The 12,556-nt window shown below is 65.9% G+C and carries 9 protein-coding genes; 1 reads left to right on the top strand and 8 read right to left on the bottom strand.

Annotated features, from left to right (window positions below):
• Nucleotides 1–36: 36 nt before the first annotated feature.
• Both RQP53_RS03200 and glk read right to left on the bottom strand, forming a co-directional pair.
• Entirely contained in the window at nucleotides 37–2,775 is a 2,739-nt protein-coding gene (locus tag RQP53_RS03200) for a TonB-dependent receptor (protein WP_315648589.1), read from the bottom strand.
• Between the two features lie 295 nt (nucleotides 2,776–3,070).
• Entirely contained in the window at nucleotides 3,071–4,114 is a 1,044-nt protein-coding gene (gene glk, locus RQP53_RS03205) for a glucokinase (protein ID WP_315648590.1), read from the bottom strand.
• Nucleotides 4,115–4,497: 383 nt separating this feature from the next.
• Between glk and RQP53_RS03210 the strand changes: the two genes are divergently transcribed.
• Nucleotides 4,498–6,399, top strand: coding sequence for a glucokinase (locus RQP53_RS03210; protein ID WP_315648591.1), 1,902 nt, complete (start codon nucleotides 4,498–4,500; stop codon nucleotides 6,397–6,399).
• Nucleotides 6,400–6,409: 10 nt separating this feature from the next.
• Here the strand turns inward: RQP53_RS03210 and RQP53_RS03215 are convergent, their stop codons facing one another.
• From RQP53_RS03215 to RQP53_RS03240, 6 genes are all read right to left on the bottom strand, one after another.
• Nucleotides 6,410–6,985 carry a cytochrome b/b6 domain-containing protein gene (locus RQP53_RS03215; protein ID WP_315648592.1) on the bottom strand — a complete coding sequence of 192 codons (576 nt, stop codon included), beginning with the start codon at nucleotides 6,983–6,985 and terminating at the stop codon, nucleotides 6,410–6,412.
• A gap of 55 nt (nucleotides 6,986–7,040) precedes the next feature.
• Nucleotides 7,041–7,340 carry a PepSY domain-containing protein gene (locus RQP53_RS03220; protein ID WP_315648593.1) on the bottom strand — a complete coding sequence of 100 codons (300 nt, stop codon included), beginning with the start codon at nucleotides 7,338–7,340 and terminating at the stop codon, nucleotides 7,041–7,043.
• Between the two features lie 41 nt (nucleotides 7,341–7,381).
• Nucleotides 7,382–8,509, bottom strand: a complete 1,128-nt coding sequence (locus RQP53_RS03225) for an alpha-hydroxy acid oxidase (RefSeq protein WP_315648594.1) — start codon at nucleotides 8,507–8,509, stop codon at nucleotides 7,382–7,384.
• Nucleotides 8,509–9,192: a Fe2+-dependent dioxygenase gene (locus tag RQP53_RS03230; protein ID WP_315648595.1), complete on the bottom strand. Its 684-nt coding sequence runs from the start codon at nucleotides 9,190–9,192 to the stop codon at nucleotides 8,509–8,511. Before RQP53_RS03230 ends, RQP53_RS03225 begins: the two co-directional genes overlap by 1 nt.
• A gap of 35 nt (nucleotides 9,193–9,227) precedes the next feature.
• Nucleotides 9,228–11,501, bottom strand: coding sequence for a TonB-dependent receptor (locus tag RQP53_RS03235; RefSeq protein WP_315648596.1), 2,274 nt, complete (start codon nucleotides 11,499–11,501; stop codon nucleotides 9,228–9,230).
• A 224-nt stretch (nucleotides 11,502–11,725) separates the two neighbouring features.
• The gene (locus tag RQP53_RS03240) at nucleotides 11,726–12,508 is read right to left on the bottom strand and encodes an energy transducer TonB (RefSeq protein ID WP_315648597.1); all 783 of its coding nucleotides are present in this window, start codon (nucleotides 12,506–12,508) and stop codon (nucleotides 11,726–11,728) included.
• Between the last annotated feature and the right edge of the window lie 48 nt (nucleotides 12,509–12,556).

Consider the following 12,556-nt stretch of genomic DNA (forward strand, 5'->3'; position numbering starts at 1 on the left):
GTTCACACGCCGGGGCCGCCTCAAGACCGCTGTCGTTTAGAACTTGTAGTTGGCACCCAGCATCACGGTGCGGCCCCACTTGATGTATTCGGCCGGGCGATCCTTGGTACCGAAGTAGGTCTGGAAGGCCGAGTCGCTCAGGTTGTTCACCTGCAGGGTCAGGCCCAGGCCCTTGAACTGGCCGTCGTTGAAGTTGTAGCCGATCTGCGCATCGGTGATGTTTTCACCGACCACATAACGCAGCGAACGCGAGGCATCGAAGTTCTTGATTTCACCGATGAAGTCGGAGCGGCGGCGCTGGCTCAGGCGCACCTCAAAACCATCCTTCTCGTAGTAGAAGGTCAGGTTGCTGACGGTCTTGGACAAGCCCGGCAGCGTGATGTCGGCCGAGCCCACCGAACTCTGGCTGTTCGGCTCGGCCTTGATCTTGATGCTGCTGTTGGTCAGGCTGGTGCTGGCGGTGATGCCAAAGCCCGACAGCGAGGGCGAGAACTGGCTGAAAGGCAGCGACACCGTCAGCTCTACACCGCTGAGATTGCCGCCCTGGCCGTTGTAGGGCGCGGTGAAGTCACCCATGGTTTGTGTCGGTGGCGCGCCGACCGGCGGCACATAGCCGCTGACGAACTTCGAGAAGTCGTAGCTGTTGCTCTGCGTGTAGATATAGCTGGTCAGCTTCTTGTAGAAAGCGGCGGCAGCGAAGTAGGCCTTGGTACCGAAGTACTTCTCGTAGGACAGGTCCAGCGCATCGGCGCGCCAGGGATCCAGCTTGGGATTGCCGCCGGTGGCACCGGGCTTGCCGCTGGTCTTGTCCACGCCGAAATCAATGCCGGCGCGCAACTGGTCCAGACGCGGACGGGCCACCTGCTTGGCCACGGCCAAGCGCAGTGTCTGATCGCTGCCCAGATCGAAGGCCAGGTTCAGCGCAGGCAGCACATCGGTCATGCTCTTGCCGTCGTTGATGGGCTTGAGCTCGCTGCCGGCGGGCGCGGTAGAGTCCCAGTAATGCGAGTCGGAGGACTGCTTGACGCTCTGAATCTGCAGACCCACGTTGCCGCGCACCGGAATCGAGCCCCAGGTGCTGTCGATATTGGCCTTGACGAAGGCCGTGGTGATCTTCTCGCGTGCTTCCCAGGAATTGCCGACCTTGTCGTGGTACTGGTTCTCCGCCAGGCTGTAGTTCATGTACTTGGCGACAACGCCGGGCACATTGAAGGACGGGATCGAGGCCAGATTGGAGCCGGCAAAGCTCAGGTCCACCGGCGAATACTGCAGCTCGGAGGCGATCGGTGCCTCTGCCCCGTTGAGGTTGATATTGCCCTCGGGCTGCTGCTTGGTCTTCTTGCGATCGGCGTAGTTCACGCCCAGGTGGAAGTCGGAGAACAGCTTGTTCATAGCTGCCGGTGCCGGCACCTTGGCTTCCAGCTTCAGGCTGCCCAGCTCGTCGGCAACATGCTGAATGCGTGCATAGCCCGAGCCATAGATGCTGTTGCGCAGGAACAGCTTGCTGGCATCCGAGTAGTTCAGCGTCGGATTCATCGTGGCGAAGCCGTCGCTGGGGAAGGCCAGCGTCAGCGTGTCGAACTGCTTGGCGGGCACCAGCTGGGTGTTGATTTCCAGATTGGTTTCATCGCGATTGGCCTTCGAATAGCTGGCGTCGGCGTTCAGCGCCACATCCGCCACCTTGAAGGCATTGTTCCAAGCGATCGAGCTGATCTTGTCATCGCGGTTGTTGTACTGGCCGCGCACCAGCGGGTAGACGTTGGTGACCACGCCGCCCGTCAGCGTCTGGTTGCCGTTGACGGTGGCCTTGGTCCAGACGCAGTCCGGCTTGCAGGGGTAGTCGCCGTTGTAATAGAAGTGCGATTCGAACTGGTTGGCCGTGTCCGTCTGGTTGGACTTGGACGCAAACAGGTCCACCGTGCTGGTCCAGTCCTTGGAGGCCTTGACCTCCAGCGTTGCCATCAGGCCGTCACGCTTGTTGACGCCGGTGCGACGCAGTGCCTTGATGCCATCGGTATCAAAGGTGTTGGCGGGGATGCCCACGCGCGGGTTCTGCGCCCAGGGCTCGTAGGTGCCAGTCTGGTTCTCGGCCACCGGGGTTTCCAGGTGTGCAAAGCCAATCGCCAGGCCCACGGTGCGATCATTGAACTGATCGATGTAGCTGGCGCTGATGCGATTGCCACTGGCCTTGGCATTGGCGGCCGAGCCCAGCGAGTTGTTGGAGAGGCGGCCACCCAGGGTCGTCACGCGGCTGCCAAAGCTCAGCGGACGCACCGATTTCATGTCCAGTGTCCCCGACAGGCCTTGACCCACCAGGCCCGCATCGGGCGTCTTGAACACCGTCACGCCGGCGAGCAGCTCGGAGGGGTAGACGTCGAATTCCACGCTGCGGTTGTCGCCGGTGCTGACCAGCTCACGACCATTCAGCAGCGTGGTGGCGAAGTCGGGCGAGAGGCCGCGAACGCTGATCACCTGGGCGCGGCCCGCCACACGCTGAGCCGACAGGCCCGGCAGACGGGCGATGGACTCGGCAATGCTGTTGTCGGGCAGCTTGCCGATGTCTTCGGCGGACACGGCCTCAACGATGGAGTCAGAGTTCTTCTTGACGGAGATCGCCGCCTCGATGCCCTTGCGGATGCCGGTCACGGTCACGGAGTCCAGCGTGGTCGGGCTTTGCTGCTGCGCATAGGCAGCGCCGGCCATCACCAGCAGCGTGCAGCCTGCAACAACGGGACTGACGCGAAACAGCTCGCGCTTGATCGGGGAAGGTTTCATCACTTGTCTCCTGAAGCTCTCTGTACAACATGGGCCCCGTCTCGCTTCTGCCTGGCCCGAAGCGGCGGGATCTGGAACTCTGGTATGAAAGAATTTTGTACTAAAACTAGATCTTTAGCCAATTCAAGGCAAACCCTAGGTTTTGCCGAAAATCTGTCGTTTAAACCGCAATTTACAGCATTTTAAGCGATCAACCCGTCATTCAAGGGGGTCGATCTTCCGTCTTGATGTCTACTTTACCGATCTGTTTGTAGCTCAACTACATTTACTACATCAATGCTGATGGTGGCAGCGATCACTGCCTCAAGGCCTGGGCGGCGCCGTCCAGCGCCACCAGGGTGTCGGTGATCAGTGCGCTGGGAATCTGGGCCAGATAGGCCTGGAAGCGCCCCTTGGCCTCAAAGCGCTCGCGAAAGGCCGAGGCGAAGAATCGGTCGCCCAGCCTCGGCACGATGCCGCCACCGATATAGACGCCGCCGCGTGCCCCCAGCGTCAGCGCGACGCTGCCGGCAAAGCTGCCCAGCAAGGCACAGAACTGATCCACCGTCCGCCCCGCCACCGCATCCTGGCCGGCCAGGCCGCGCTGCACGATCTGCTCGGCGCTCAGCGCCTCGGCCGGCTGCCCAAGCACAGCAGCCACACAGCGATGCAGCAGCGGCAAACCAATCCCTGACAGCAGCCGCTCGGCCGACACATGGGTGAACTCACGCCGCGCCTGCGCCAGCAGCGCACTTTCGAAATCATCGGCCGGCGCCAGCGTGGCATGGCCACCCTCGCCCGGCAGCGGCACCCAGCGCGAGCCCAGCTGCAAGAGTCCGGCCACGCCCAGGCCCGTGCCTGGCCCGATCACCGCCAGCGTGCCGCGCGGATCGGGCGCGGCACCGTGGCAGCGCAGCTGTGTCGGCCGCAGGCCGGGCAAGGCCAGGGCCAAGGCCTCGAAATCATTGAGCAGCAGCAGCTCACGCAGGCCCAGCTCGCTGCACAGCTGCGCCGGGGTCAGGCGCCAATGGCTGTTGGTCAGCTCCAGCGTCTCGCCTCCCACGGCCGTGGCCACCGCCATGGCCATGCGCACCGGCCGCGGCGCCGCCAGGCCTGTCAGCCCACGCAGCCCGTCCAGATAGGCCAGAACCGCCTCGGCTGGGCCGGCATGATCGGCAACCAGCAGCGCCTGCACATGGCTGGGCCGCGACGTGGCATCGGCCAGCCAGCCAAAGCGGGCATTGCTGCCGCCGATATCGGCCACCAGGGCCGGCCAGCCCGCGCCTGTATCAGGCCGGCTCACGCGCTCGCCCCCGAAGGCCAGCACCGAGCGATGAATCTCATCCGCCGCACCGTTCACCCACTTTCCGCACTTGATGTAGTTTTGCAAAAATTCCTGCGATGCATAACAGTAGCAAAACTACATGATGGCCGCAAGAGGTAAAGTGCCAGCCGCGACGAGACACGCTCGCATTCCTCAAGAAACGGGCTCAAGTCATTGATTTACATTGGCGAGACGGCCGTCTGACGGGAAGCGCCGCACGGCAAGGGATTCACCATCGCCTTCGGACTCCGGGCTAGCACCCTTGCCGCAATGCTGTAGTCACGCTACACCCTCACTACAGCCAGATGCTTCTTGCGCACCAGCATCAAGGGCCACGCTGATAATCGCCAGCATCAGGCGGGCCCGATGGCTTCCGCCACGCCCCCTGGGCCTGATGCGCCTCTGACAAAAAACCGACCATGCTTGCTTTTGACAGCCCCCGACTGATTGCCGACATCGGCGGCACCTATGCGCGCTTTGCGCTGGAGCGGTCGCAGGGCGAGTTCAGCCAGATTGCGCTGCTGCGTTGCGCCGACTACGCAGATTTCCACGCCGCCATCAGCCATTACCTGGACGGCCTGGGCGGCGTCAGCATCGAGCACGCGGCGATCGCGATTGCCAACCCGGTCGAAGGCGACCAGGTGCGCATGACCAACTACCACTGGCAGTTCAGCATCGAGGAGATGCGCCAGCGCCTGGGACTGGACACGCTGGTGGTCGTCAATGACTTCACCGCGCTGGCGATGGCGCTGCCGCGCCTGGGCCCCCGCGACCTGCGTCAGATCGGCGGCGGCGAGGCGCGCAAGAACAGCGTGATCGGCCTGCTCGGCTCGGGCTCGGGCCTGGGCGTTTCCGGCCTGATTCCAGCCGGCGAGAGCTGGATCTCGCTGGGCTCGGAAGGTGGCCACACCAGTTTTTCGCCGCGCGACGAACGCGAGATCGCCGTGCTGCGCCATGCCTGGACGCAGTTCGATCACGTCTCCTTCGAGCGCCTGGTCTCCGGGCCGGGGCTGGAGCTGATCTACCGCGCACTGGCCGAACGCGCCGGCACCGCCGACCGCGGCCTGACCGCGCCCGAGATCACCCAGCAGGCGCTGGAAGGCAGCGACCCGGTCTGCGCCGAAACGCTGGAGGTGTTCTGCGCCCTGCTGGGCACGGCTGCCGCGAATCTGGCCGTCACGCTGGGGGCGCTGGGCGGCATTTATATCGGCGGCGGCATCGTGCCGCGGCTGGGCGAGTATTTCGACCGCTCACCGTTTCGCCAGCGTTTTGAAGACAAGGGCCGCTTCAGCGCCTATGTGGCGGGCATCCCGACCTTCATCATCACCGCCGAGCACGCCACCTTCAACGGTGCCTCGGCCATTCTGGAAGCTCAGCTGCGCAGCCTGCAAACGGCCGCCGGTTCGGCCATCCTGGGCCAGATCCGCCGCGCGCGCAGCGAGCTGTCGCCGGCCGAGTTGCGCGTGGCCGAGCATGTTCTGGCCCATGCCCGCGATGTGCTGAATGCGCCGATTGCCGACATCGCCCGTGCCGCGCAGGTCAGCCAGCCGACGGTGATCCGCTTCTGCCGCTCGCTGGGCTGCGAAGGCCTGTCGGACTTCAAGCTGCGCCTGGCCTCGGGCCTGACCGGCACGGTGCCGGTGACCCATACCCAGGTGAACCTGGATGACTCGATGGTCGAGCTGGGCGCCAAGGTGCTCGGCAACACCGCCTCGGCCATCCTGCAGCTACGCGGCCAACTGAACCGCGACATGATCGATCGCGCGATCGAGCTGCTGCTGCATGCCGGCCGGATCGACTTCTATGCCGTTGGCCACTACGGTGTGGTGGCCCAGGACGCGCAGTTCAAGTTCCTGCGCTTCGGCGTCTCCTGCGCCGCCTATACCGACCCGCGCCTGCAGTCGCTGGCGGCCGATGTGCTGCGCCCCGGCGATGTGGCCGTCATCATCAGCAGCAGCGGCCGGCTGCCGGAGCTGCTGGAGGTGGTGGAGAAGGCGCGCGCCCGCGGTGCGGCCGTGCTGGCGATCACCGCCAGCCAGTCGCCGCTGGCGCGCAAGGCCGATGCCTGCCTGATCGTCGACCACATCGAGGATGTGGCCACCCACCTGCCCATGGTCAGCCGCATCCTGCATCTGCTGATCATCGACATCCTCGCCGTCGGTGTGGCGATGCGGCGCAACCCGGAAGTGATGCAGCAGCTCGACGAAGACGACCGCGCCGCCCTGCAGCAGGCCCAGGGCAGCAAGCCGGCGGCACGCACAGCAGCGCCCGGCATCAGCATGGCCGCGCCGCTGGCCAAGCTGACCTCGCACTCACGCTGAGCCTGACGCTTCAGCTGATGTCGTCCGGCTCGGCCGCGCGCTTGCGGCCATTGATCATCGCGGCGATCAGGTTCTCGCGATGCCGCCAGCTGGTGAACAGCACGCCAGCGACGTGGGCAGCGATCAAGGCCCCGATCAGCAGGGCCAGCGCCGCGTGCAGCTGCTCCAGCCAGGCATAGCCCCAGAGCCAATCGCTGGTGTAGAGCCAGCCGCTCAGGCCCAGCGCGGCACTGAATGCCAACAGTGCCAGCACCATCCAGCCGCCCAGCGGGTTGTGGCCGATATAGCGCGGCTCGCGCCCGGCCAGCAGCAGGCGCAGATAGCGCCAGCCCGCCCGCGGGCCACGCACGAATTGCCTGAAGCGCGCATAGGCACTGCCGCAGCAGCCCCAGACGCTGCGCAACAGCACCAGGCCCAGCGCCAGATAGCCGGCGCCATGATGCAGCCATTCAAAGCCCTGCTCACCCAGCTCAGCAAACAGCGAGCCGCTGAACCAGCCCGTCAGCAAGGCGAGCAGCACCGAGGCTGCCAGCAGCACATGGCACAGGCGCACCAGCCCATCCCAGACCGGCAGCGTGGCCGGCACTGGGGGCTGACGCTTGTGCCGCGCTGCAGCGCGCGCCTCCACCCTCAGGCCACCGTCATGGCTTGGCCGCCTCGCCCTCAGGCTGGACGCGCTCGAAGCTGCCCGGATGGAAGAAGGCCTCGACCTTCTTGCCCTGGGCGTCAAGGCCATAGACCTCGTAGCAGTTCTTGTAGTTCTTGACCTGGCGCACCTTCCAGCCCTCGGCCTCCAGCTTGCGCTGCAGCTCCATCTGCGGCTTCTTCTCTTCCTTGGGCACGACCGGGCAGCTGACATTGCCATGGGCCAGCGCAGCGACCGCCCAGCCCGCCAGGCTCAGCGCGCACAGGCTCTTCAGCAGCATTTGTTTCGTCTTCATCTCGGCTCCTTCATCACAGGGTTGAAAACACATCACTCACATCAATCGCGCCAGAGCAGCTGCGGGCCGGCATCGGCCAGCGTGCGGCAGCCACTCAGCGCCATCGCAATCTCAAGCTCATCGCGCAAAAGGCGCAGCGCCCGGGCCACGCCCAGCGCGCCCGCCGCGGCCAGCGCATGGACATAGGGGCGGCCCAGCAACACCGCATTGGCGCCCAGGGCCATGGCCTTGAGCACATCGCTGCCACGCCGTATACCACCGTCCACCAGCAGCATCGCCTCGGGGCCCAGCTCGGCACGCAGCCGCGGCAAGAGCGCCGCGGTGGGCGGCAGGCTGTCCAGCGTGCGGCCGCCATGGTTGGAGACGATCAGGCCGCTAACGCCCAGCTGAAGCGCCTGGCGGGCATCGTCTTCGTGGGCGACGCCCTTGAGCAGCAGCGGCAGCCGGCTGTGGGCACGCAGCCATTCGACCTCGGCCCAGCCCGCCGCGCGCGGCAGCAGGCCGTCGAACAACGCACTCTGCCCGGGCTGCAGTTCCAGCGGCTGCTTGCGGCCGCCGAGGTTGACGGCACGAATGCCCTCGGGCAGCTTGAAGCCGGCACGGCGCTCGCGATCGCGCGCGCCGTGCACCGGCGCGTCAACGGTCAGCACCAGCGCCTCGTAGCCGGCGGCTTCAACGCGCTGCAGCAGCGCCTGCATGAACTCGCGGTCGTCGCGCCAGTAGAGCTGGAACCACAGCGGGCCGGCCTGCGGCTCGCTGCGCATCACCGCCGCCACCCGCTCCATCTCGACGCTGGCCTGCGCGCTCAGGATCAGGCCGGCCGATTGCGCCGCCGCGGCATGGGCCACGGCCAGTTCGCCGTCGTCGTGGAACAGCTTCTGGTAGGCAATCGGCGCCAGCAGCAGCGGATGCTGCAGCTCGCGGCCCAGCAGCCGCACACGGCAGTGGCCCCCATCGAGCCGGCGCAACACCCGCGGCAGCAGGCGCAGATCGTCCCAGGCCTGGCGATTCGCACGCAGCGTGATCTCGTCGGCCGCGCCACCATTGAGGTAGGCCCAGGCCGCCTCGCCCCAGGGCTTGGCGCTGACACGGGCCTGCGCGGCCGCCTCAAAGTCGGCCAGGTTCACCAGGCCAGCCGGCAGCGCTTCGATGCGGGGCGCGTCGCTCATCAGCTCTCCGCCCACAGGCGCAGCAGGTTGTGATAGCAGCCGGTCAGCCGCACGGTGTCGGCGCTCTCGCCATGCGCGGCACGCAGCGCCATCAGGCTCTGGTCCATGTCGTAGAGCAGGCGGCGCTGCTCGGCGCTGCGCACCATGCTCTCGATCCAGAAGAAGCTGGCCAGGCGCGTGCCGCGCGTGACCGGTTCGACCCGATGCACGCTGCTGCCCGGGTAGAGCACCAGATCGCCGGCGGCCAGCTTGACGCGCTGTTCGCCAAAGCTGTCCTCGATGACCAGCTCGCCGCCGTCGTAGTCCTCGGGCTCGCTCAAGAACAAGGTGCAGGAGATGTCGCTGCGCAGCCGCTGCACGCCGCCGGGCAGGTAGCGGATTGCCTGATCGACATGGCTGCCGTAGGCATTGCTCTGGCCGCCATAGCGATTGAACAGCGGCGGCAGCACTCTTTTGGGCAGCGCGGCAGAAAAGAACAGCGGCTGCCGCTCCAGCGCCTGCAGCACCAGCGCCTGCAGCTGCTGCGCCGCCTCGCTGCCGGCTTGCAGCTGCTCGTTGTTCTTCACGGCGGCGGCCTGACGGCCGGCCGTGGCGCGGCCGTCCTGCCAGGGGCCGGCGGCGAGCAGTTCGCGAGCCCGGGCCAGGCCCTGCGCATCGAGCACCTGGGCAAACTTCAGCATCATGGCCTGGTCCTTTCAGTAAGGGCTGCCCTTTGCAATCAGAACTTGTAGCTGCCGGTCACGGTGACGATGCGGCCCTTGCCCGGAATGTAGTGGCCGGTGTAGAGCGAATCGGCGTACAGCTTGTTCGTCACATTGTCGACATTGACGCGGAAGGACAGTGCATCCTCGATCAACGTGTACTCGGCCATCAGATTGGCAATGACGAACTTGGGCGCATAAAAGCCCGGATTGCGATTGGGTTGCTGGCTGCTGCGTGCGTTCAGGCCGGCACCGATGCGCCATTTGCCATCGAGTCGGTAAGTCGTCCACAGGCTGCCGGAGTAGACCGGCGTCAGCGAGGGGCGCGTGCCCTGCCCCTCTGCTCCGGGGGCGGCGATGTCGATCTTGGCCACCGGCATCCAGGTGAAGCTGCCGAAGACTTCCCAATCCGCCGTGATGTGGCCGATGACATCGACATCGATGCCCGCCGCATGGCGCTTGCCCGACAGCGTGACCAGATTGCTCAGCGGATCGGTGTTGCGCTCATGCAGCTTGGTAGCGCGGAACAGGCCAAAGCGCGTGGTCAGCTTGCCGTCGGCCGAGTCGATCTGCCCACCGAGTTCGATGTTCAGCGACTTCTCCGGCGGGATGTCCTGATTGGCGCTGCTCAGGGAGTAGGTGTCGCCCGAGGTGTTGAACGAGGTGGCCGCCAGGAAGTGCAAGGACAGGCGCTCATTCGGCTGGAACAGCACGGCGGCACGCTTGCTCCATTCGCCGATGTTCATCTGATAGGGCTGCACGGTCTCCGGCGTCTTCGCGTTGGCGGGGATGCTGTAGACCTGGTAGTTGCCGCGCACCTTGTCGTAACGCAGGCCGGCCAGCAACTTCCACATCGGCGCAATCTCGACCAGATCCTGCACATAGGCGCCATAGGCCTTGGAGACATAGTCGTTGTTGGTGCGGAAGCTGCGCAAGCTCTCGTCGACACGGGCGCCATCATTGGGGCTGCCAATCGTCGTCGTAGGCTTGGCCGGCACCACACCGCCTTGCGCCGCACCATAGGCCGCGTAGACCTGTTTCTTCTCCTGGGCGAAATCAACGCCGGTCTGCAGGCTGTGCGCAAAGCCTGCCGCCTGGAATTTCGCGCTCAGATCGCTTTGCAGATTCAGCGTCTGCATGTCCTGCACCTTCAGCTGCGTGCCGCGGCTGATGACGGTGCTCGGACCAAAGCTGTCCAGCGCCACGGCGGTCTTGCCCGGCTGCAGGCTGGCCGCAGCAAAACGCACCGTGCCGGCGCGTTGGTCGCGGCTGTAGTTGGCGCTGCGCAGCTTGGTCACCAGTTCCAGGTCGGCGTTGAAGCGATGCGTGTGGTCCAGCATCAGGTAGTGCGCCGAGCCCTTGTTGTAGTCGCTGGCCAGCCCATAGTAGGCGGTCGGGTCCAGCGGCAGCAGCGTGGTGGCCGAGGTCGGCGCGGCCAGGGTCGGGCGAATCCAGGGCATGCCGTAGTTCATGCCGTTGTCGTTGTCCAAGGCATAGAGCGTCAGGCCGAACTCATCGGTCTCGCCGATGCCGGTACGCAGCGAACCGGCCAGACCGGCCTTGTTCAGGCTGCTGCCGGCACCGTCGTTATCCGAACGCGTGACCATGGTGGCGATGCGCCAGGCCGTCGATTCACCGACCCGCTTGTTGAAGTCGCCGACCGCACGCACACCGGCATGGCTGGAGAAACCAACGTCAACCTGGTTCTGATCGGCCAGCAGCGCCTGCTTGGTGACCTGATTGACCGCGCCGCCGCTGGAGCCGCGGCCGAACATCAGTGCGCCGGAGCCGCGCAGCAGCTCGATCTTGTCGAGGAAGAAGGTGTCGCGGTCGTAGAAGGCCGGGTCGCGCAGACCGTCGATGAAGATGTCGCCAGTGCTTTGCAGCGAGATGCCGTGGATCTTGATGTCCTCCTCGCCACCCTCTGCGGCCTGGAAGGTGATGCCGGCGGTGTTCTTCAGCACTTCCTTGACGTTGTCCAGATTGCGATCGTCGATCAGCTTTTCGGTGACGACGGTCAGCGATTGCGGGATATCGCGGATGTCCTGCTTGCCCTTGCCGATGCGGGTCTCGGTGGCCTGGTAGCCGTCCTTGCCCTGACGCTCGACGGTGGCCTTGATGCGCACGACGGGCAGCGCATCGGCTGTGGCCGCGGCGCCTTGCGCCGGCTGGGTCGGCACGGTCTGGGCCAGCGCGGCGCTGGCCAGTCCAAAGCCGGCGGCCAGTGCGCCCAGTGGCAGCAAGCGGGCGCTGGAGCTCGTGGCTGGCGAATGAGAGTCGCGACGGGACATGGTGAAAAACTTCCTCGGAGATCGTGTTGTGGTGCTGGCTGGGCCGCGGTGAGCAAGGACAGGCCCTTGCCCAACGCCAGGCGTGGCTGTGGATGGGCCGCGGACACAGGTCCGGCGGCGGTAGCGGCGCAATCGCGGCGGCGATGAGCCGCGATTACGCTTCTAGATCGGGGTGGCGAGTCGGCAGCGGCTCAGCCGCTAACGGTCACATTCATGGGCCATAGTCATCGGTCGAGCTCATAAGCCAGCGGCGCCAGCGTTTCCCACTCCACCGGCCGGCCTTCATCGGTTTGCGGCGCGAAACGAGCGCTGCGAATGTCCTGCAAGGCCTGCTGGTCGAGGCGCTCAAAGCCCGAGCTCTTGTGCACCGCGGCGTCCTTCAGCCAGCCCTGGCTGTCGACAACGATGCGCAGCACCACCACGCCCGCTTCCCGCGCCCGCTTGGACAACAGCGGATAGTTCAGCCGCGGCAGCGCCAGATAGCGCAGCGCATGTGGCGGGATCTGCTTCAAGGCGGGCGCCGCGGCGGCGGCGGGCGTCGTGCTGCTGCTGGGTGACTGCTGGGGTGAGGGCAAAGGCGCAGCGATTGGCGCGGCGGTCGGCGTCGAAACAGTGGCCGGTGCTGCGGCGACCTCGGCCACGACACTGATGCTGGGCGGCGCCAGCAGCGCAGGCTGCACGGCGCTGTTCAGGGCGGCAGGCTCATTCAGTGGCTTGCGCTGCACCTGCACGGGTTCGGCGGGTGGTGTCGGCGCCAGCATCTGCACCACCAGGGCCGGCGCCACTTCCGCCAGTCGGCTGCGCACCGGGCTGGCCTGCAACACCGCCCAGAGCAGCAGCAGGTGGACCAGAACGGCGGCCACGCCGAAGCCGCTGCGCAGCCGGCTCCCCTGCCCGTAGCCCAGGGCGGCGGCACTGGGCTCCACATGCAGAGCAGGCGAACGCTTGGGCTGGCTCCGCCGGGCTGAAACGGAGCTGGGCAAGGTCAGGACGGCGGTGGTGTTCACGATGGGACGAGATGCTGGTCGGTGCAATGGCGGGCGACATCGACCAGG

It is taken from the genome of Roseateles aquae (assembly GCF_032337115.1).
Lineage (GTDB): Bacteria > Pseudomonadota > Gammaproteobacteria > Burkholderiales > Burkholderiaceae_C > Roseateles_C > Roseateles_C aquae.